17 protein-coding genes and 2 pseudogenes are annotated in these 19,805 nt (G+C 75.2%); 8 read left to right on the top strand and 11 right to left on the bottom strand.

The window, feature by feature from the left end; genetic code table 11:
- The 6 genes and pseudogenes from AOK24_RS01995 to AOK24_RS01970 form a co-directional block, all read right to left on the bottom strand.
- Positions 1-333: pseudogene (locus AOK24_RS01995) on the bottom strand (4Fe-4S dicluster domain-containing protein); the annotation flags it as partial.
- A gap of 106 nt (positions 334-439) precedes the next feature.
- Positions 440-721, bottom strand: coding sequence for a HypC/HybG/HupF family hydrogenase formation chaperone (locus AOK24_RS01990; RefSeq protein WP_055718297.1), 282 nt, complete (start codon positions 719-721; stop codon positions 440-442).
- A 7-nt stretch (positions 722-728) separates the two neighbouring features.
- Positions 729-3,008 carry a carbamoyltransferase HypF gene (hypF, locus tag AOK24_RS01985; RefSeq protein ID WP_055718296.1) on the bottom strand — a complete coding sequence of 760 codons (2,280 nt, stop codon included), beginning with the start codon at positions 3,006-3,008 and terminating at the stop codon, positions 729-731.
- On the bottom strand, positions 3,005-3,499 hold the full coding sequence (locus AOK24_RS01980; RefSeq protein WP_055718295.1) for a hydrogenase maturation protease: 495 nt from the start codon (positions 3,497-3,499) through the stop codon (positions 3,005-3,007). The genes hypF and AOK24_RS01980 overlap by 4 nt, the downstream gene beginning before the upstream one ends.
- Before the next feature lie 202 nt (positions 3,500-3,701).
- Entirely contained in the window at positions 3,702-4,712 is a 1,011-nt protein-coding gene (locus AOK24_RS01975; RefSeq protein WP_055718294.1) for an Acg family FMN-binding oxidoreductase, read from the bottom strand.
- A 102-nt stretch (positions 4,713-4,814) separates the two neighbouring features.
- Positions 4,815-5,699: a universal stress protein gene (locus tag AOK24_RS01970; protein ID WP_055718293.1), complete on the bottom strand. Its 885-nt coding sequence runs from the start codon at positions 5,697-5,699 to the stop codon at positions 4,815-4,817.
- 347 nt (positions 5,700-6,046) lie between these two features.
- Between AOK24_RS01970 and AOK24_RS01965 the strand changes: the two genes are divergently transcribed.
- Positions 6,047-7,066: an Acg family FMN-binding oxidoreductase gene (locus tag AOK24_RS01965; RefSeq protein WP_079056632.1), complete on the top strand. Its 1,020-nt coding sequence runs from the start codon at positions 6,047-6,049 to the stop codon at positions 7,064-7,066.
- 224 nt (positions 7,067-7,290) lie between these two features.
- On the opposite strand, the gene AOK24_RS01960 is transcribed toward AOK24_RS01965, so the two are convergent.
- From AOK24_RS01960 to AOK24_RS01940, 5 genes are all read right to left on the bottom strand, one after another.
- Positions 7,291-8,112 carry a universal stress protein gene (locus tag AOK24_RS01960; RefSeq protein WP_055718292.1) on the bottom strand — a complete coding sequence of 274 codons (822 nt, stop codon included), beginning with the start codon at positions 8,110-8,112 and terminating at the stop codon, positions 7,291-7,293.
- Between the two features lie 157 nt (positions 8,113-8,269).
- Entirely contained in the window at positions 8,270-8,926 is a 657-nt protein-coding gene (locus AOK24_RS01955; protein ID WP_055718291.1) for a helix-turn-helix domain-containing protein, read from the bottom strand.
- Positions 8,927-8,981: 55 nt separating this feature from the next.
- A complete protein-coding gene (locus AOK24_RS01950) occupies positions 8,982-9,683 on the bottom strand; it encodes a response regulator (RefSeq protein ID WP_055718290.1) in 702 nt (233 codons plus the stop codon).
- Positions 9,684-9,745: 62 nt separating this feature from the next.
- Complete coding sequence (locus tag AOK24_RS01945) at positions 9,746-10,420, bottom strand: CBS domain-containing protein (protein ID WP_055718289.1); 675 nt, start codon at positions 10,418-10,420, stop codon at positions 9,746-9,748.
- A 9-nt stretch (positions 10,421-10,429) separates the two neighbouring features.
- Positions 10,430-10,894: a Crp/Fnr family transcriptional regulator gene (locus AOK24_RS01940; protein WP_055718288.1), complete on the bottom strand. Its 465-nt coding sequence runs from the start codon at positions 10,892-10,894 to the stop codon at positions 10,430-10,432.
- Positions 10,895-11,141: 247 nt separating this feature from the next.
- Here AOK24_RS01940 and AOK24_RS01935 point away from each other — a divergent pair, with 247 nt between their 5' ends.
- From AOK24_RS01935 to AOK24_RS01905, 7 genes and pseudogenes are all read left to right on the top strand, one after another.
- On the top strand, positions 11,142-11,729 hold the full coding sequence (locus tag AOK24_RS01935) for a hypothetical protein (protein WP_055718287.1): 588 nt from the start codon (positions 11,142-11,144) through the stop codon (positions 11,727-11,729).
- Between the two features lie 73 nt (positions 11,730-11,802).
- Positions 11,803-12,660 carry a universal stress protein gene (locus AOK24_RS01930; protein WP_055718286.1) on the top strand — a complete coding sequence of 286 codons (858 nt, stop codon included), beginning with the start codon at positions 11,803-11,805 and terminating at the stop codon, positions 12,658-12,660.
- Between the two features lie 19 nt (positions 12,661-12,679).
- Positions 12,680-13,495 (top strand): universal stress protein, encoded by an 816-nt coding sequence (locus AOK24_RS01925; RefSeq protein WP_240553606.1) that lies wholly within the window; start codon positions 12,680-12,682, stop codon positions 13,493-13,495.
- Between the two features lie 14 nt (positions 13,496-13,509).
- Positions 13,510-15,861 carry a phosphoketolase family protein gene (locus AOK24_RS01920; RefSeq protein WP_240553604.1) on the top strand — a complete coding sequence of 784 codons (2,352 nt, stop codon included), beginning with the start codon at positions 13,510-13,512 and terminating at the stop codon, positions 15,859-15,861.
- Positions 15,862-15,892: 31 nt separating this feature from the next.
- Positions 15,893-16,888, top strand: coding sequence for a type I glyceraldehyde-3-phosphate dehydrogenase (gene gap / locus AOK24_RS01915; protein ID WP_055718284.1), 996 nt, complete (start codon positions 15,893-15,895; stop codon positions 16,886-16,888).
- Positions 16,889-16,910: 22 nt separating this feature from the next.
- On the top strand, positions 16,911-19,592 hold the full coding sequence (locus AOK24_RS01910) for a bifunctional acetate--CoA ligase family protein/GNAT family N-acetyltransferase (protein WP_055718283.1): 2,682 nt from the start codon (positions 16,911-16,913) through the stop codon (positions 19,590-19,592).
- Between the two features lie 4 nt (positions 19,593-19,596).
- Positions 19,597-19,782 (top strand): annotated as a pseudogene (locus AOK24_RS01905) (CBS domain-containing protein); the annotation flags it as partial.
- Positions 19,783-19,805: the final 23 nt, after the last annotated feature.

Raw genomic sequence — 19,805 nt, 5'->3', positions numbered from 1 at the left:
GTCGGCGGGGGTGAAGGCGACGTCGCCCTCGGGGGTGCGGTCGGCGCTCCACAGGCGTTCGCGTGCCGGGTGCAGCCAGGACTTCCAGGACTGGGGTCCGGCGCTGTGCGCGAAGGCGGCGCGGTCGGTGCGGGGCACGAGGCGGTAGCGGCCGGCGTCGAGTTCGACGCCCTGGCCGTAGGGGAGTTCGGCCGCGGAGGTGAGTTCGGCGAGCACGATCGCGCCGTCGCGCACGGTCGGTCCGACGACGGTGCGGCCCTGGGTCACCAGGGTCGCGACGAGCACCTCCAGCCCGTCCTCGTCGATCACGGCCGGGGGCACGGTGACGGTCATGACGGTCCACACCTTTCGTCGTCGGGTTTCGTCGTCGGGGTGGTGCCGTGCTCCTGCACCACCAGCCTGCGGCCCCGCCGGGGCCGGGGGCAGGGGCCGACCGGCCCTACGGAGCGGGCCTGCCGGACCTGGGGGGCAGTTCCTCGCCGAGTTCGCCCTCGACCACGCCCGCCATCGCGCGCAGCACGTCGAGCGTGCGGTGCGCCTCGGCCTCGTCGACGAGGGTGATCGCGAAGCCGACGTGCACGACGACGTAGCTGCCGACGTCCGCCTCGGGGACGCAGCTCAGGCACGCCTCGCGCCGCACGCCGCCGAAGTCGACGGTGGCCATGCGCAGTCCGGCGTCGTCGTGGATCTCCAGGACGCGTCCCGGGATGCCCAGACACATGGGTTCCTCATCTCCCGTAGGTGAGCCGGGCGGCGGCGACCGCGGCCTGGCCGTAGCTGATGCCGCCGTCCCCGACCGGGACCTGGGAGCCGACCAGGACCCGCAGGCCCTGGGCGTGCAGGCGGCGCCGGACGCCGGTCAGCAGCAGCCGGTTGGCGAAGCAGCCGCCGCCCAGGCACACGGTGCGCGGCGCGCCCTCGGCGACGGCGCGGGCGACGAGGTCGGCGGTGGCGGCGGCCAGCGTCAGGTGGAAGGCGGCGGCCAGCCGGTCCACCGGTTCCCCGTCCAGGCGGCGCCGGAGGAGGTCGGTGAGGGTGGCGGTGGAGTCGTACACCCACAGTCCGCCGGCGCGTACCACGCGGTGGGCGAGCGGCGCCGCGTGTGTGTCGCCGGCCGCCGTCTCCAGCAGGGCGGCGGCCTCGCCCTCGTAGGTGACGTGGTCGGCGAGGCCGAGGAGGCAGGCCGCGGCGTCGAAGAGGCGTCCGGCGCTGGAGGCGCGCGGGCAGTTGACGTCCCGGGCGACCATGGCGCGCACGGCGCTGGTCTCCCTCGGGTCGAGCCGCGCGGTGAAGGGCGCGGTGAGCCGGTCGGGCGGGAGCGGGGAGCCGAGTGCCTCGGCGCCGAGGAGGTGACCGAGGGCGGTGCGGGCCGGGTGGCGTACGGCGGCGTCGCCGCCGGGCAGCGGGGCGGTCGCGAAGCGGCCCACGCGGCGGTAGCCGTGCAGGTCGGCGACGAGGATCTCGCCGCCCCACAGGGTGCCGTCGTCGCCCAGGCCCAGACCGTCGTAGGCGACGCCGAGGAAGGGGCCGCGCACCTCGTGCTCGGCGGCGCAGGCGGCGACGTGGGCGTGGTGGTGCTGGACGGCCGTGCGGGGCAGGGGCTGGCGCAGCGCCCACTGGGTGGACAGGTAGCCGGGGTGCGGGTCGTGGGCGAGGAGGCGGGGCTGGATGCCGGTGAGCCGGCGCAGCCGGTCGTAGGCGGACAGGAAGGCGTCGTAGGTGGCGGATCCGGAGAGGTCGCCGGTGTGCGGGCCGAGGTGGGCGCGGCCGGCGGCGGCGAGGGTGACCGTGTGTTTCAGGTGGGCGCCCAGGCCCGCCACCGGCTGCCGGGCGGCGCTCGGCAGGGGCGCGGGGGCGAGGCCCCGGGCGCGGCGCAGGGTGACGCGGACGCGGCCCGCGAACTGGATCACCGAGTCGTCGTGGCGGGCGCGGATGGGGCGGTCGTGGGTGAGGAAGCCGTCCGCGATCCCTTCCAGGGTGGCCCGGGCGGTGGCGTCGTCGATGGCGATGGGGTCGTCGCCGAGGTTGCCGCTGGTGACGACGAGGGGGCGGTCGAGGTCGTCGAGGAGGAGGTGGTGCAGGCCCGTGGTGGGCAGGAACAGGCCGATGCGGGCCAGTCCGGGGTGGACGCCGGGGGCCAGGGGCGGCGTGCCGCGCGGGTGGCGGCGGGGGAGCAGGACGACGGGGCGTTCCGGGGAGGTGAGGGCGTCGCGTTCGCTCCGGGAGACGCGGGCCAGCCGGGAGGCGGTGTGGAGGTCGCGCACCATGACGGCGAACGGTTTCGCCGGCCGGTGTTTGCGGCGGCGCAGTGCGGCGACGGCGCGCGGGTCGCCCGCGTCGCACACGAGCTGGTAGCCGCCGAGTCCTTTGAGGGCGACGATCCCGCCGTCGGCGACGGTCTTGACGGCCGCGTCCAGGGCGGCCTCGCCGCGCAGGGCGTCCCAGGCCAGGCAGGGGCCGCAGGCGGGGCAGGCGACGGGTTCGGCGTGGAAGCGGCGGTCGGCGGGGTCCGCGTACTCGGCGGCGCAGTCCGGGCACATCGGGAAGCGGCGCATGGTGGTGCGGACCCGGTCGTAGGGCAGGTCCTCGATGATCGTGGCGCGCGGTCCGCAGTCCGCGCAGTTGACGAACGGGTAGCGGTGGCGGCGGTCGGCGGGGTCGCGCAGGTCGCGCAGGCAGGCGGCGCAGATCGCGGCGTCGGGCGGGATCTCGCGGCTGCCGGTGCCTCGGCCGGCGGTGCTGGGGCGGACCTCGAAGCCGGGGGGCGGGCTCGCGGTGCTGTCGGCCAGCCGTATCCGGCGGATCCGGGCGAGGGGTGGTGCGTCGCCGCGCAGGCGGGCGGCGAAGGAGCGGACGGCGTCCTCCGGTCCGGCGACCTCGCCCTCGACGTGGCCGTCGACGTTCGCGACCCAGCCGTCCAGGCCGAGTTCGGCGGCGGTGCGGTGGACGAAGGGGCGGAAGCCGACGCCCTGGACGGTGCCCTCGACGTGGAAGCGGCGTACGGTCATGGCCGCTGCCCGGTCGCGCGGGCGAGGTCGTCCTCGACGGATCGGGCGACCGCCGGGACGGCGGCGGCGACGGCGGGCGACAGGCCCTCGCCGAAGGAGCCGTCGGCGCCCTCGACCGCGTACACGATCAGGTGCTCGGGGAGGCGGTCCAGGATCCGGGCGAGTTCGACGGCCTCGCCGAGGCCCAGTCCGTGGGAGCTGGTGGCCGACGGCGGTGCCAGGCTGCCCCGGTCGAGGGCGAGGCGGTGCACGCGGCCGGGGGTGCCGGGGTGGGCGTGGGCGGCGTCCACGACGACGGCCAGGGCGGCGCCGTCCCACAGGCCGATCAGCCGGCCGGGGTCTCCGTCGCAGGTGGCGAGCGTGGTGCCCGGAGGCAGGGGCCGCTCCCCCGCCCGCTCGCGCAGCCGGGCGATCACGGCCCAGCCCACGCCGTCGTCGTGGCGGAACTCGTTGCCGACGCCGATGACGGCGACGTTCCGGCTCTGTGTCATGGCTCCCACGGTGGGCGGCGACGCGGGCCCTCTCCAGGGGCCGTTCGGCCCCGGAGTCCTGCCGAGGGTCCCGGTCCGTACGGCTCCCGGGAGCACACCGGTCGGTCTTCTCCCAGGAAGAGCCTCGCCGCCTTCGGTCTCACCACCACGTTTCCGGCGCTCTCCCCGGTCGGCGCCGGCTCGACCGGGGAGTGACGCCGGGTCAGCCGGCCGCCGGAGCCAGGGTCTGTGCGGGGCGGCGGCGTGGGCAGGTCCAGGAGTCCGGGGTGCGGCCGAGGCGCAGGATCAGCTGGGGAAAGCGGTCTCCCGTCAGCCTGTCCTGCACCTCCGCGCGCAGCGAGGGGAATTCCAGCGGCTGGGTGTGGAAGGCCGCCTGCACGCCGTGGGCCGCGGCGCACAGCAGGACCCGCTGGAGGGCCTGCCCCGCCCGCAGCCAGTCGGCGCGGGTGTCGTAGACGGTGGACAGGACGGTGACCGTGCCGGAGCGTTCCGTCCACCGGCGCATCGCGCTCGCGCACTCGGTGAGGCGGCCGGTGTAGTCACGCCCGGCGAGGAACGTGCGGTCCGGATCGAGCCGGCAGGCGTCGTGGGGCACGCGCTCCGGCCACGGCCGTACGGCGGGGCCGGATCCCCCGGCGACCTCGGAGACGTGTCCGGGGGCGGCCCGGTGCACGGACTCCGCTTCCCGTACCGCCGCCGCGAGGATCCTCAGTTTCTCCGGGTTGTCGACCGTCTGGAGCAGGGCGCCTTCAGCGCGGGCGTGTTCTCGCAGTTCCTCGACGAGGGTCCACGGCAGGAGCCCGGGGCCGAACGGCCCGCGGTGCGTGTGGCGCATGACCATCGCCCGTTCCAGTAGGGCCACCTCACGGGTCACCGGAGCGTGGGCGCCCCACCGTACGCGGGCCAGGAAGTCCGGGCGCGCGAGGTCGGGGAGCAGGGTCACCACAGGCCGGAAGCCCAGATGCCGCACGGCGACCCGCACGTTGAACAGCGCCGCCCCGCAGCTGATGACCATCTGCCGGCCCCCGGGATCGGTCAGGGGCAGCCGGCGTCCGGGATCGGCGTGCAGTTCGAACCCGTGGTCCCCGCCCTCGTCGACGAAGGACCAGGGCTGGGTGTTGTGCACCGAGGGCGCGGTGCCGGCGGCGCGGGCGAGGTGGAAGGCCGCGTGGCCGGGCCTGGCGGAGACGGGAGTTGCGTACGGCGCTGACATGGTGTTCCACCCTTCCGTGGACCGTCTCCAGCGTCCTGGTGCGGCGGGGCGGGGCGACAGGGGCCGTCCGGCCCTGTGTCCGGGCCGGTGGGGCCGCCGGTTTCAGGTGTGCGGGACGACGGCGACGGGGCAGCCCACGTGGTGCAGCACCGCGTGCGTGACCGCGCCGAGGTACGGCCCGGAGCGGCCGTCCCAGGTCTGCCGGCCCACGACGAGCAGGGCGGCCCGGGCCGAGGCGCGCGTGAGTTCGGCGGCGGCGCTCCCCTCGGTGACCGTCTCGGTCACGGTCACCGCCGGGAACTTCTCGCGCCACGGTCGCAGCGCGGCGGCCAGCGCCTGTTCCTCGCGTGCGCGCGGTTGCCCGGGTGGCGTGCCGTGGGCGTTCCCGCCGTCCGGGGCGCGGTAGGTGTGCACGACGCGCAGTGCGCTCTCCCGGCGCAGGGCGGACGCGAAGGCGAACGCGGCCGGTTCGTCGCACGGGTGCGAGGTGTCCAGGCCGAGGACGACGTCCCGGTAGGGCAGGCCGGGGATCTCCTCCGGCGAGACGCCGTGCGTGGCCGGCAGGTGTTCGGCGGCGTACGTCACCCCCGCGCGCACGAGCACCACGGGAGCCGTCGAGCGGGCCAGGACCCGGTGGGAGACCGATCCGACGACGAACCCGTGCAGCCCGCCCAGTCCCCGGGAGCCGAGCACCAGCAGATCCGCCCGGTCGGCTTCCGCGGCCAGGGTGTCGGTCGCGGCGTCCCGCACGAGCCGTTCGACGACCGCCAGCCGGGGATGCCTGGCGCGGACGCCGGAGGCCACCCGGTCAAGGGTGTGCTCGGCCTGTTCGTGGGCGGCGGCGGAGCGGCCCGGGGCGAGGGGGCGCGGCCACACGTGGACGATCCTCAGCCCGACCCCCCGTCGCAGGGCTTCCCCGGCCGCCCAGTGGGCGGCGGCCAGGCTCTCCGCCGATCCGTCGATCCCGGCGGTCACGTGACGCTGCATGATGAGGACCTCCCGACCCGTTCCGCGGCCACTCGGAGCGCTCCCGCGTGCGTCGCAGCAGCCGCGCGTCCCGCAGGGCGCTCAGCGTGAAGGCGACACCCGCCGAGCCCGCCGCGAGCAGCGCGTAGGGCCCTCGGCCCGTCGGCCACGCCGGTCCACGCACGGTACGCCCCCTCTCGGCCGTCTCCTTCCAGGGCATCACGGAGCGCACCGCGCCACAGGGTGCCGTTGGGGCCACCCCGGGGTGCCGGACGGCCCCTGCCGCGGCTGGCGCGCCGTCAGCACACTGGGCACCGTCGCTTCCCCGGCCCACCGTCCCCGTGGCACGGGGCGGGAAGGAGGTCCCGATGTGGTCCGCGGCTCTCGGTGCTCCCACGGCACAGACTCTGGTCTCGGCGGCCGTGGCGGCGCCGTCCGTGCACAACACCCAGCCCTGGCGGTTCCGCCTCGCCCCGGACGGCACGACGTTCGAGGTCCGGGCCGCGGCGCACCGCGGACTGCGGCACGCCGACCCGGCGGGCCGCGCCCTGCACCTGTCCGTCGGCTGCGCGGTCCTCAATCTGCGGGTGGCGGTGGCCCGGCTCGGCCGGGAGCCGGTGACCCGGCTGCTGCCCTCCCCCGGTGAGCCGGAGCTGCTCGCCACCGTGCGGCTGGGCGGGCCGGCCCGGGGTGCGCCGGCCGCCCGGCTGTACGAGGCGCTGTGGTACCGGCACAGCAGCCGGCTGCCCTTCTACGACGTGCCGGTTCCCCTGGCGGTCCTGACGGAGCTCGCCGAGGCGGCGCACTACGAGGGCGCCGTGCTGAGCCGTCCCGGCCCCTGCGACACGGAGCGGCTGCTGCGGCTCACGTGGGACGCCGAGCACCGCAACACCGCCGACCCCGACCGGGCCGCGGAGAGCCGTCACTGGGTGCGCGAGCCGGACGGGGAGCGGCTCGGCCTGCCGCCCGGTGTGCTCGGGCCGCAGGACTTCCGGGACCGGCTACCCCTGCGGGACTTCGGCGCCCACCGGCACCCCTCGGACCTGCCCTCGCGTCCGTTCGAGCGCAGGCCCTCGCTCGCCGTGCTGTCGACCGCGCACGACCGGCGGACGGACTGGCTGCGGGCGGGGCAGGCCCTGGAACGCGTCCTGCTGGTGGCCACCGCCCACGGGCTGCGCGCGTCCCTGCTGCATCAGGCTCTGGAATGGCCCGACCTGCGCGAACAGCTCGTCCCCGGCGCGGACGGCCGCAAGGCGCACGCGCAGATGGTGATCCGGCTCGGCTACGGGCCCGAGGGCGCGGCGACACCGCGCCGGCCGGTGGGTCAGGCGATGGACGAGGACCTGCGGGACACCACCGGCCTGCGGGCATCGGCCCCGCCGGGGTGACGGTCACGGCGGGGCCGGTGCCTTCGTGGCCGGCCCGTCACCCGGTGCGCAGCCCGGCGCCGGGTCCGCCGAGGGGAAGCGGGTCGCGGTGAACACGACCCGCGCGAGCCGGGCGACGTCGACGGGGCGATGCGGGGGGTCTGCATGGCGCACCTCCTGTGCGGCGTCCTGCGGTGATCGCGTCAGCCTCGTGCGGGCCCGGCGGTGCCTCCAGGGGACGTGGCTCACGTGCCGGAGGGCACCAGCACCACGGGGCAGTGGGAGCGCGACAGCAGGGTGTGCAGGACCGGGCCGGAGTGGCGGTGGGTGCCGATGACGACGACGGATGCCTCCCGGCCGGCCTCCAGGAGGGCGTGGGCGGGGTCGGTGTCGACGGCGTGGATCTCGACCGGTACACGGGGGTGCTCCTCCCGCAGCCGGGCGACGCCGAACCGGGGCACGGCGCGCTCGGAGCGCTCGGCCTGGGCCCGGCGCCGCTGGCCGGGGCTGGTCGCGGGGATCGGCGAGGGCATCTCGGGGGTGGCGTGCCGGTGGGTCATGGCGTGCAGGACGCGCAGGGGTGCCTCCCGGCGTTCCGCCTCCTGGAAGGCGTAGCCGGCGGCCTCGTCGTCGGCGTCGCCCCGCAGGCCGAGGACCACCGGGCGCCCGTCGGACGCGGGGTCGCGGGGTCGGTCGTCGCGGACGACGAGCAGCGGACCGCGCGCCCGGGCGGCGAGCCTGAGGCTCACGGACCCGGCGAGGAGCCCGGCGACGGGTCCCAGGCCCCGGGTGCCGACGACCGTGAGGGCGGCGTTCTCGCTCGCGCGGGCGAGCACCTCCACGGCCCCGCCCTCGACGGCGTCGGCGGTGACCGGCAGCTCCGGCCACCGCAGGCGGGTGCGGGCGGTGGCCGAGGCCAGGACCGGCCCGGCCTCGTCCCGGTCGTGCACGGCGTACACGGCGCGCAGCGCGATGCCGCGGCGTACGGCTTCCTCCGCTGCGCGGTCCAGCGCGCGGACGGCCCCCGGTGTGCCGTCCACCCCGACGACGACGTTCTGGCGAGTCATGGCCCGTTCCCCTTTCCCCACGTTTCCTCACGACGGGCGGAGGCGGTCGGCACCGCCGCCGGGAAACGATGCTGGTCCCGTGCGGGGACGGCGGACAGGGGCCTCAGGAACCTCCCGGCGCGCCGGACGGCCCCTTGTGGCGGGCCGGTCGGCCCCGTCAGCCCACGATGCGGCGTCCGGTGAGGGCGAGGGGTTCGATGCGCAGCCACAGCCCGCGCGGGCCGCCCGCCCAGGGTTCGCTGTACGCCGTCCGTGTGAGCCGGAGCGCCTCGGCGGGGTCGGTGACCTGTCGCGCGTTCCCGCGCACGAGGACGCTCCAGCCCCGGCTGAACGCCTCGTCGATCCGGTCGGCCTCCAGGGCCACCCGGCAGCCGTCGGCCCGGGCGAGGACGGTGCCCGGCGCGGTGCGGTAGACGACGGCGCCCGCGACGACGCCGTAGTTGACGGGCACCACGAGGGGGCCTTCGAGGGTGGGGACGGCCAGGCGCCCCACGCCGTGCGTGGCGAGCAGGGCGCGGCATTCGGCCGGCGTCAGCTCCACGAGGTGGGTGCGGCGGGCCCGGCTAAGGCCGGCGGGGCGTTCGGCGGCCCCGCCGGTGAGGGCGACGACGGTGGTCTCCAGCGCGTCGGCGAGCCTGCGCAGCACACCGGAGCCGGGAACCGCCCCGGCCCGCTCCTCCAGGTAGCGGAGGTAGCCGGGTGCCATACCGGTGCGTACGGCGATGTCCTGGCGGCTGAGGCCGAGGTCGGCCCGGCGCCGGGCGATGCGGCGTCCCAGGTCGCCCGGGGAAGCCTGGGGGTCGTGTGCCGTCACGGCTGTCACTTCCCTTCGTGCCCGGACGTCCCTTCGTGCCCGGACGCCGGGGCTCCTACCTGTTCCGGCGCTCCTGCGGTTCCGTGGCCTCCAGGTGCGAGGCCAGGACGGCGGCCTGGACGCGGCGCTGGACGCCGAGTTTCGCCAGGAGGCGGGAGATGTGGTTCTTGACGGTCTTCTCGGAGAGGTACAGCTTCTTGCCGATCTCCCGGTTGGTGAGGCCCTCGCCGATGAGGGCGAGGATGTCGCGCTCGCGCGGGGACAGGCCGGCGAGTTCGTCGGGGACGGCCGGGGTGTCGGTGGGGTCGGCGCGCAGGGAGCGCATCAGGCGGGCCGTGGTCGCGGGGTCGAGCATGGACTGGCCGGTGGCGACCGTGCGGACCGCCGAGACCAGGTCGGAGCCCTTGATCTGCTTGAGGACGTAGCCGGACGCCCCGGCCATGATGGCGTCGAGGAGGGCGTCCTCGTCGTCGAACGACGTCAGCATCAGGCAGGCCAGCGTGGGCATGCGGTCGCGCAGTTCGCGGCAGACGGAGATGCCGTCGCCGTCGGGCAGGCGGACGTCGAGGACGGCGACGTCGGGCCGCAGCGCCGGGCCCCGCGCGAGCGCGTGCTCGACCGTCCCGGCGTCGCCGACGACCGTGATGTCCGGCTCGGCGTCGAGGAGGTCGGCCAGGCCGCGGCGTACGACCTCGTGGTCGTCGAGCAGGAACACGCGGATCGGGTCCTGCTCGGTGAAGGTACGCGCCTGCGCCATGACGACCTCTCGCTGTGCGGGTGTGCTGCCACGACGATCATCACCGGCCACGCCGCAGCACGCTAGGGCCGACCGGCCCCATTGGGTGTCTTCCCCTGCGGCACCAGTTCGAACTCGACGTCCACGACCCCTTCGACCGCCCGGACCAGTCGTGCGGCCACGGGCACCAGGGACGTGTCCCGGACCCGTCCGGCGAGCGTCACCACACCGTCGTGGACGTCGACCCGCAGCTCGGCGGCGGACAGCGGGAAGAGGTGGGCGACGACGTCGCGCCGGATCTCCTCGGCGATGCTCTCGTCCCCGCGCAGGAAGACCTTGAGGAGGTCGGTGCGGCTGACGATGCCCTCCAGCCGGCCCATGACGTCGACGACCGGCAGGCGCTTGACCTTGGCCCGCGCCATGACCCGGGCGGCCTGGGCGAGCGTGGTGTCGGCGCGGACGCTGAGGGCCGGGGAGGTCATCAGGTCCCGGGCCAGCAGGCCGCCGGCCTTCTCGATGTCCTTCAGGCGGCGCAACTGCGTGTACCGGTCGGGGTCGCCGTCGCGGAACTCCTCCTTGCACAGGAGGTCCGCCTCGGAGACGACGCCCACGACCCGGTCCTCGCCCTCCACCACGGGCAGGGCGCTGACCCGCCACTCCCGCATCAGCCGCACGAGCTCCTTGAAGGACGCGTCGCGTCCGACGCTGACGACGGTGTGCGTCATGACGCCGCCGACGACATGTGGTGTGCCGTTCATCGGGTCCCCTCAGATACGGGTGCCGGCGCCGTACGGCGCGTACAGGTCGAGCAGCCGGGTGCGGGCCGACCGCAGGCGGTGGGCCAGGATGCCGCCCACCCACAGGGCGACGGAGTTCCCGAGCGCCGGGTCGTCGGCGCACAGCGAGCGGACGGCGGTGCCGTCGAACTCGTAGGCGCGTACCGGCGTCGTCGCCTGGGCGCCGAGGTGCCAGGTGTGGGGGCCCAGCAGCCAGGACCAGCCGACGAGTTCGTCGTGGCCGAGGCTCTCGATGACGGCCGCGCGGCGGCCGGGCACGTGCATGTCGAGTTCGACGCGGCCGGTGCGGATGATCCAGAACCGGTCGGCCCGGCCGCCCTCCTCGAAGAGCCGGGTGCCCTGCGCGAAGGACACCTCGGCGGCGAAGCGCATCAGCCGATGCCGGTGTTCCGCCGGGAGGGCGCGCAGCATGCTGGGGGTCGGTGCGGCGTTCATGACGGGTCCTCCGGGGGCGGGGACGTACGGCGGTCTGGTGCCAGCGTGCGCCCGTCGCCGGCGGCGCGGCCATGGGCCGTTCGGTCCACCGGCGCGCCGAACGGCACCCTCCGCCGACCGGCCGCCCGATGAGGGCCGTTCGGCCCTGCGAGCACCGACCTTCGGCATCCGGCGACGGCGGGCGCGCCTCGCGAGAGTGATGCGTGTCGGACATCGACCCGCCCGTTCTCGAAGGGACACCATCGCCATGGCCGTGCACGAGCACTTCCACCGACTCCCCCTCCTCCGCACACGCGCCGGTGAGGCCGCACGCACGCACTCCCCGGCCGCGTACGCGTTCGCGTCGTTGCGGCTGGTCACCGGGTTCGTGTTCCTGTGGGCCTTCCTCGACAAGACCTTCGGCTTCGGCTACGCCACCGCCTCGGGCAAGGGCTGGATCGACGGGGGTTCCCCGACCAAGGGGTTCCTGTCCCACGTCTCCGCCGGCCCGATGGAGTCGACGTTCCACTCCTGGGCCGGGGACACCTGGGCCGACTGGCTGTTCATGCTCGCCCTGCTCGGCATCGGCCTCGCCCTGACCGCCGGGATCGCCCTGCGCGCCACCGCCGTCGCCGGGACCGCGCTGATGGCGTTCATGTGGATCGCCGAGTGGCCTCCGGCCAAACACCTCTCCGACGGCACCGCGAGCATGTCGACGAACCCGTTCGCCGACTACCACCTGGTCTACGCGATCGTCCTGATCGTCCTCGCCGCAGCCGCCGCCGGAGACGCCCTCGGCCTCGGACGCGCATGGGCCCGCCTCCCCCTCGTCCGCGACCACACCTGGCTCCGCTGACCACCCCTGGACGCGCGGTGGGCTCACTCCCTCAGCCCACCGCGCCCACCGTGCCCACAAGGAGGCGAACCTCATGTCCCGTACCGTCACCGTCGGTCTCGACGGTTCCCCCGAAAGCCTCGCCGCCGCCGAATGGGCCGCCCGCGAAGCACAGTCCCGCGGCCTGCCGCTGAAGCTCCTCCAGGTCTGGGAACCGGTCCCCGCGCCGATGGCACAGGCCCCGCTCCTGGGCGCCGAGACCCACCAGCACTGGACCGACCGCATCCCCCGCGAGACAGCCGCCGGCCTCCGCGAACGCCACCCCGGCGTCGAGGTGACCGGCGAGCACCTCTCCGGCTCGGCCGCCGACGTCCTGGCCCGGGCCTCGAAGGACGCCGAGCTTCTGGTCCTGGGCTCGCGCGGACTGGGCGGCATCGGCGGTTTCATGGTCGGCTCCGTCGGCCTGTCCGTGCTGGCCCACGCCCAGCGGCCCGTCGTGTTCGTCAGGGCCCGCTGGCAGGAGGCCCACCGCCCCGTCGTCCTGGGCCTGGACACCGATCACCCGGACAGCGCCCTCATGGACTTCGCCTTCGACGCCGCCACCCGCCGCGCCACCGCTCTGCGTGTGGTGCACGCCTGGAACCCGTCGCCGTACATCGCGTACGGCACCCCCGACAACCCGCCCCTGCACGAGGCCCTCGCGCTGGACGACGCCGAGATGCTGGCGGACGCGGTGCGGCCCTGGCGGCAGAAGTTCCCGGACGTCGAGGTCGTCGAGGAGTCCCTGTACGGCAGCGCCGCCGCGCACCTCGTGGCCGCCGCCCGCGAGGCGTCCCTGGTGGTCGTGGGACGCCGGGGCCGGCGCAGTCCGTTCGGCACGCACATCGGGCACGTCACCCACGCCGTCCTGCACCACTCCCCCGCCCCCGTCGCCGTCGTGTCGCACGGCTGACCCGCAGAGAGGAAACCCCATGAAGGCAGCGGCCGTACGGCCTTGGCGCGGGGCGACGCCCATGGTGCGGGAACCGGTCGTCGTCGGTGTCGACGGCTCCGAGGCGAGCCTGCGGGCCGTGGAGTGGGCGGCCGACGAGGCGGCCCTGCGCGGGGCACCCCTGCATCTGGTGCACGCCTCGACGTGGCGGCAGGACGCCGAGGACGGCTGGCGCCGCGACTGCCGGCTCCTGGAGTCCGCGGCCCACCGCGCGCATCGCCGTGTCCCCGATGTGCGGATCTCCACCGAGGTGGCCGCCGAGGACCCCGAGCACGCGCTGCTGCGCGCCGCGCGGGACGCCACCGCCCTGGTGCTCGGCAACCGGGACCGCACCGGGCTCGCCGGACTGCTGCGCAGCTCGGTGAGCGCGGCCGTGGCCGCCCGCGCCGAGTGCCCCGTCATCGTCGTCCGCGGTCGTCACGGCAGCGCGGCGCACGGCAGGGTCGTGGTCGGTGTCGGCGGGCCGGCGGCGGTGCGGTTCGCGGTGCGGGAGGCCGTGGTGCGGGACGCGGAGCTGGAGGCCGTGCGGACCTGGCGGGCCCCGGCGGGCGAGAACCACGAGCAGCGGGCCTCGGCCGCGCTGGAGAGGGCGCTGCGGCACGCCCCCGAGCGGCTGCGGATACGGCGCCGTACCGCCGAGGGGCAGGCCCGCCGGCTCCTGGTGTCGGCGTCTTTCGCGGCCGACCTGCTGGTCGTGGGTACCCGGTCCCGTGCCGGGCGCCTGGGCCTGGTGACCCACCGGGTCCTGCGCGATGCCGCGTGCCCGGTGGCCGTCGTACCCGAGCACCGACGATGACCGAGGAGACTCCCATGCTGCACGACGACGAACTGCGCGCTCTGGACGCCCACTGGCGGGCCGCCAACTATCTCGCGGCCGGCCAGATCTACCTCCTGTCCAACCCGCTGCTCACCGAACCCCTCAAGGCCGAGCACATCAAACCCCGCCTGCTGGGCCACTGGGGCACCTCGCCCGGGCTCACCCTCGTGTACACGCACCTCAACCGCGTCATCAAGGCGCGCGGTCTGGACGCGCTGTGCGTGTGGGGTCCGGGGCACGGTGGTCCGGCGGTGCTGGCGGGGTCCTGGCTGGAGGGCAGTTACAGCGAGACGTACCCAGACGTGTCGCGCGACGCGGCCGGGATGGAGCGGCTGTTCCGGCAGTTCTCCTTCCCCGGCGGGGTGCCGAGCCATGTCGCGCCGGAGACGCCGGGCTCGATCCACGAGGGCGGCGAGCTGGGCTACTCCCTGGCGCACGCGTACGGCGCCGCCTTCGACAACCCCGGTCTGCTGGTCGCCTGCGTGATCGGCGACGGCGAGGCGGAGACGGGCCCGCTGGCCGCGTCCTGGCACGCGAACAAGTTCCTCGACCCGGTGCACGACGGCGCGGTCCTGCCGATCCTGCACCTCAACGGCTACAAGATCGCCAATCCGACGGTGCTGTCCCGGCTCCCGGAGTCCGAACTCGACGAGCTGCTGCGCGGGTACGGCCACGAGCCCCTGTACGTGTCGGGCGACGACCCGGCGCAGGTGCACCGGGCGCTCGCCGACGCCCTGGACCGGGCTCTGGACCTGATCGGCGTCATGCAGAGCACCGCCCGTGTGGACGGGGTCGCCGAGCGCGTGCACTGGCCGATGATCGTGCTGCGCACGCCGAAGGGCTGGACGGGTCCGGCGGAGGTGGACGGCGAGCCGGTCGAGGGCACCTGGCGCGCGCACCAGGTCCCGCTGGCCGGGGTCCGGGAGAACCCGGAGCACCTGCGGCAGCTGGAGGCGTGGCTGCGCTCCTACCGGCCCCAGGAGCTGTTCGGCCCCGACGGGCGTCCGAGCGCCGACGTCCTGGCCTGTGTCCCCGACGGCACGAAGCGTCTCGGCGCCACCCCGCACGCCAACGGCGGCCTCCTCGTCCGGGAGCTCCCCCTGCGCGGCCTGGACGAGTTCGCCGTACCCGTCGACAAGCCGGGGACGTCCCTGCACGAACCCACCCGGGTGCTGGGCGACTTCCTCGCGCGGGTCATGCACGACACGCGGCTGCGGCGGGACTTCCGGATCGTGGGGCCCGACGAGACGGCCTCCAACCGGCTCCAGGCCGTGTTCGGGGAGAGCGGCAAGGCGTGGCAGGCCGGGCACCTTCCGGTGGACGAGCATCTCGACCGGCACGGGCGGGTGCTGGAGATCCTCTCCGAACACCTCTGCCAGGGCTGGCTGGAGGGGTATCTGCTGACCGGGCGGCACGGGCTGTTCTCCTGCTACGAGGCGTTCGTGCACATCGTCGACTCGATGGTCAACCAGCACATCAAGTGGCTGCGGACGTCGCGGGAGCTGCCGTGGCGGGCGCCGATCGCCTCGCTCAACTACCTGCTGACGTCGCACGTGTGGCGCCAGGACCACAACGGGTTCTCCCACCAGGACCCCGGCTTCGTCGACCACGTCCTGAACAAGAGCCCCGAGGTCGTGCGGGTCTACCTGCCGCCGGACGCCAACACCCTGCTCTCCGTGGCCGATCACGCCCTGCGCAGCCGCGACTACGTCAATGTGATCGTGGCCGGCAAGCAGCCCTGCTTCGACTGGCTGTCCCTGGACCAGGCCCGCGCCCACTGCGCGCGCGGCGCCGGGATCTGGGAGTGGGCGGGCACGGAGAACGGCGGGGAACCGGATGTCGTCCTCGCCTGCGCGGGCGACGTACCGACCCAGGAGGTGCTGGCCGCCGCCCAGTTGCTCCGCCGCCACCTGCCCTCCCTCGCGGTGCGCGTCGTCAACGTCGTCGACATGACGCGGCTGCTGCCGCGCGAGGAACACCCGCACGGGATGAGCGACTTCGAGTACGACGGCCTGTTCACCGCCGACAAGCCGGTGATCTTCGCCTACCACGGCTACCCGTGGCTCATCCACCGCCTGGCCTACCGCCGCACCGGCCACCGCAACCTGCACGTGCGCGGCTACAAGGAGTCCGGCACCACGACCACCCCGTTCGACATGGTCGTCCGCAACGACCTCGACCGCTACCGGCTCGTCATGGACGTCATCGACCGCGTCCCCGGCCTCTCGGTCCGCGCGGCGGCGCTGCGCCAGACGATGGCCGACGCCCGCACCCGCCACCAGGCGTGGATCCGCGAGCACGGCACCGACCTGCCGGAGGTCGCCGAGTGGACCTGGTCCGCCTGAACGCCCCTGCCACCAGAAGGAGTTCACTGTCATGACCGTACGCGTCGGCATCAACGGCTTCGGCCGGATCGGCCGCACCTACCTGCGCGCGGCCCTGGAGCGCGGCGAGGACGTCGAGATCGTCGCCGTCAACGACATCGCCCCCGCCGCGACCCTCGCCCATCTGCTGGAGTACGACTCGACGTTCGGACGCCTCGGCCGGGAGGTCGGCCACGACGACCGGTCCATCACCGTGGACGGCCGCCGGATCGCCGTCACCGCCGAACGCGACCCGGCCGCGCTGCGCTGGGGGGAACTGGGCGTGGAACTCGTCGTCGAGTCCACCGGCCGCTTCCGCGACCGCGACAGTGCCGCCCTGCACCTGAAGGCGGGTGCCCGCGGTGTGCTGCTGTCCGCGCCGGGCAAGGGCGTGGACGCGACGATCGTGATGGGCGTCAACGACGGCGCCTACGACCGCGGGCACGACCGGATCGTGTCGGCCGCGTCCTGCACCACGAACTGCGTCGCCCCGATGGTGAAGGTCCTCGACGACGCGTTCGGCGTCGAGCGCGGCATGCTCACCACCGTCCACGGCTACACCAACGACCAGTCCCTGATCGACGGCCCGCACAAGGACCTGCGCCGGGCCCGCTCCGCCGCCCTGAGCATCATCCCGACCGGCACGGGCGCGGCCCGCGCGGTGGGCCTGGTCCTGCCGGAACTCTCCGGGACGCTGGACGGGATCGCGGTGCGGGTGCCGGTGGAGGACGGCTCGCTCACCGACCTGACGGCGGTGCTGCACCGCCCGGTGTCCCGGGACGAGATCAACGACGCGTTCGAGACGGCGGCCCGGGGCCCGCTGCGGGGCGTGCTGCGCGTCTCGCACGCCCCGATCGTCTCCCGCGACGTGATCGGCGACCCCGCCTCCTGCGTCTTCGACCCCGCCCTGACCCAGGTGGGCGGCACGTTGGCCAAGGTCTTCGGCTGGTACGACAACGAGTGGGGCTACACCAACCGGCTGCTGGACCTCACCCGCCTGATGGCCTGAGCCTTCCCGAAGGAGTACTCCGATGACGGACGACCTGCTCGACCGTGCCCCGGCCCACGCGCTGCTCGCGGACGGCACCACGGCGTGCATCCGGCCCGTGCTGCCCGGCGACCACGACCAGGTGGAGGGGCTGTACGAGGAGATGTCGCCGCAGAACCTGCGGCTGAGGTTCTTCTCCCCGTGCCGGCGCTCGGCCGCCCTGGCCGCGGACCGGGCCTGCGCGCCGGTCCGCCCCGGCTACCGGGCCCTGCTCGCCGAGGTGCGCGGGCAGGTCCTCGGGATCGCCGAGTACGACACCGGCGGCGACGGCGACCGGGCGGAGATCTCGATCGCCGTCGCCGAGGGGATCCACGGCCGGGGTGTGGGGACCCTGCTCGTCGAGCACCTGGTGTCGGCGGCCCGCGCGGACGGCGTCACCGTCTTCACGGCGGACGCGCTGAGCGAGAACCGTGAGGTGCTGCGGCTCTTCGCCGACCTGGGCCTGCGCACCACGCGCCGGTTCGAGGGGCCGGAGGTGCGGTGCACGATCCGCCTGGACGAGGACGACGCCTATCTCACGGCCGTCGAGGACCGGGCCCGGCGCGCGGACGTGGCGAGCCTGCGTCCGCTGCTGCGCCCGGAGGCGGTCGCCGTCGTGGGCGCGGGGCGCACGCCCGGTTCGGTGGGGCGGGCGGTCCTGCACCACCTGCACACGGGCGGCTTCACCCGCCGCCTGTTCGCCGTGAACCCGAGCGTGACCTCGATCCTCGGCGTGCCGTCGTACCCGTCGGTGAGCGTCCTGCCGAGGACCCCTGACCTGGTGGTCGTGGCGGTCCCCGCGCCGGCGGTCGCGGCGACGGCCGAGGAGTGCGGGAAGGCCGGGGTGCGCGCGCTCGTCGTGGTCTCCGCGGGCCTGGACGCCGATCAGGCCCGGGACCTGCTGGCCGCCTGCCGGACGTACGGGATGCGGCTGGTCGGCCCCAACTGCCTGGGCATCGTCGACACGGACCCGGCGCTGCGCCTGGACGCCACGTTCGCCGCGCGTCACCCGCTGCCCGGCGCGGCCGGGATCGCCGTGCAGTCCGGCGGGGTGGGCATCGCGCTGCTCGACGGGATGTCGCGGCTGGGCATCGGGGTGTCGTCGTTCGTGTCGCTCGGCGACAAGTACGACGTCAGCGGCAACGACCTGCTCCAGTGGTGGGAGGACGACGGCCGGACCCGGCTGGCCGTGCTGCACCTGGAGTCGTTCGGCAATCCGCGCGCGTTCTCGCGGACGGCCCGCCGGGTCACCCGGCGCATCCCGGTGCTGACCGTGGACGCCGGGCGCACCGACGCGGGCCGGCGGGCCGCCGCCTCGCACACCGCCGCCGCGGCCACCCCCACCATGACCCGGCAGGCCCTGTTCACCCAGGCTGGAATCACGGCGACCCGCTCGGTCGGTGAACTCCTGGAGACGGCCGCCCTGTTCCACTCCCAGCCGCTGCCCGAGGGCACCCGGGTCGCGGTCGTCACCAACGCGGGCGGGGCCGGGGTGCTGGCCGCCGACGCCTGCACGGAGGCGGGTCTCGCCCTGCCGGTGCTCCCCGATGCCGTCCTCGAGGACCTGCCCGCGGGCGCCACCGCCGGGAATCCGGTCGACGCGACCGCCGCCGTCACCGAGGCCCAGCTCACCGCCTGCGTCGACCGGATCCTGAGGTACGCGGGCGTCGACGCCGTGCTGGTCGCCCTGGTGCCGACGGCGGTGGCCGCCGCGACCGGCGACGACCTGGTGCGCGCCCTCACCTCGGGGCCGGGCCGCCGTCCGAAGCCGGTGCTGGCCGTGCGCCTCGAACAGGACGTGCCGGTGGGGCTGCTGCCCGCCGACGGGGGCGGCACCGTCCCCTCGTACGCCGAACCGCAGGCGGCGGCGCGGGCGTTGGCGCACGCGGCCGACCGGGCGGCGTGGCTGGCGCGGCCCGCCGGGGCCGTACCGGACCTCGACGGCGTCGACACCCGGCGCGCCCGCGCCGTGGCCGGCACCTGGCTGACCGCGCACCCCGAGGGGGGCTGGCTCGATCCGCGGACCTGCGCCGAACTGCTGGCCTGCTACGGCGTGCCGCAGATCCCGTGGGCCTGGGCCGAGACCGAGGACGAGGCGGTGTGCGCGGCGGAGCGGCTGCGCGGGACCGACGGCCGGGTCGTCCTCAAGGCGCACTGGCCGGGTCTCGTCCACAAGAGCGCGCAGGGCGCCGTACGGCTCGATCTGCGCGGTGACACGCAGGTGCGGACCGCGTTCCGCGACCTCCAGGAACGTTTCGAGGGACAGCTGACGGGGGTTGTGGTGCAGGCGCTGGCGGGCCGGGGCACCGAACTGTTCGCCGGTGTCGTCCAGGACGGGGTCTTCGGGCCGCTCGTCCTGTTCGGCCTCGGCGGTACGGCGACGGAGGTCCTCGCCGACCACGCGGCCCGCCTCGCCCCGCTCACCGACCACGACGTGCACGACCTCATGACGTCCCCGCGCTGCGCACCCCTGCTGTTCGGTGCGGACGGCGGCGGCCCGCTCGCCCTGGAGGACCTGGAGCAGCTCCTGCTGCGGCTCTCCCGGATGGCCTGCGACCTGCCGCAGCTCGCCGAGGCCGACTTCAACCCGGTCCACGCCACGCCGGACGGCGTCACCGTCCTCGACGCCCGGGTACGGCTGCTGCCGCACCGGGTCCACGACCCCTACCTGCGCCGACTGAGGTGAAGCGATGAAGCACGACACAGTGGGTTCCGTGATGACCGTGGACGTCGTCCACGCCGTCCCCGACACGCCGTTCAAGGAGGTCGCACGGCTTCTCGCACGGCACAGGATCAGCGGGCTGCCGGTGGTCGACGGCGACGACAAGGTGCTCGGTGTGGTGTCCGAAACGGATCTGCTGGCCCGTCAGGCGGCCCCGGCCGCCTGACGGGCCAGCAG

Source organism: Streptomyces niveiscabiei, from assembly GCF_001419795.1.
Lineage (GTDB): Bacteria > Actinomycetota > Actinomycetes > Streptomycetales > Streptomycetaceae > Streptomyces > Streptomyces niveiscabiei.
This window is presented reverse-complemented; position numbering and strand designations above follow the sequence as displayed.

Coding starts and splice junctions, on each gene's coding strand:
- AOK24_RS01990 (WP_055718297.1), bottom strand. CDS start 721: ATGTGTCTGGGCATCCCGGGACGCGTCCTGGAGATCCACGACGACGCC.
- hypF (WP_055718296.1), bottom strand. CDS start 3,008: ATGACCGTACGCCGCTTCCACGTCGAGGGCACCGTCCAGGGCGTCGGC.
- AOK24_RS01980 (WP_055718295.1), bottom strand. CDS start 3,499: ATGACACAGAGCCGGAACGTCGCCGTCATCGGCGTCGGCAACGAGTTC.
- AOK24_RS01975 (WP_055718294.1), bottom strand. CDS start 4,712: ATGTCAGCGCCGTACGCAACTCCCGTCTCCGCCAGGCCCGGCCACGCG.
- AOK24_RS01970 (WP_055718293.1), bottom strand. CDS start 5,699: ATGCAGCGTCACGTGACCGCCGGGATCGACGGATCGGCGGAGAGCCTG.
- AOK24_RS01965 (WP_079056632.1), top strand. CDS start 6,047: ATGTGGTCCGCGGCTCTCGGTGCTCCCACGGCACAGACTCTGGTCTCG.
- AOK24_RS01960 (WP_055718292.1), bottom strand. CDS start 8,112: ATGACTCGCCAGAACGTCGTCGTCGGGGTGGACGGCACACCGGGGGCC.
- AOK24_RS01950 (WP_055718290.1), bottom strand. CDS start 9,683: ATGGCGCAGGCGCGTACCTTCACCGAGCAGGACCCGATCCGCGTGTTC.
- AOK24_RS01945 (WP_055718289.1), bottom strand. CDS start 10,420: ATGAACGGCACACCACATGTCGTCGGCGGCGTCATGACGCACACCGTC.
- AOK24_RS01940 (WP_055718288.1), bottom strand. CDS start 10,894: ATGAACGCCGCACCGACCCCCAGCATGCTGCGCGCCCTCCCGGCGGAA.
- AOK24_RS01935 (WP_055718287.1), top strand. CDS start 11,142: ATGGCCGTGCACGAGCACTTCCACCGACTCCCCCTCCTCCGCACACGC.
- AOK24_RS01930 (WP_055718286.1), top strand. CDS start 11,803: ATGTCCCGTACCGTCACCGTCGGTCTCGACGGTTCCCCCGAAAGCCTC.
- AOK24_RS01925 (WP_240553606.1), top strand. CDS start 12,680: ATGAAGGCAGCGGCCGTACGGCCTTGGCGCGGGGCGACGCCCATGGTG.
- AOK24_RS01920 (WP_240553604.1), top strand. CDS start 13,510: ATGCTGCACGACGACGAACTGCGCGCTCTGGACGCCCACTGGCGGGCC.
- gap (WP_055718284.1), top strand. CDS start 15,893: ATGACCGTACGCGTCGGCATCAACGGCTTCGGCCGGATCGGCCGCACC.
- AOK24_RS01910 (WP_055718283.1), top strand. CDS start 16,911: ATGACGGACGACCTGCTCGACCGTGCCCCGGCCCACGCGCTGCTCGCG.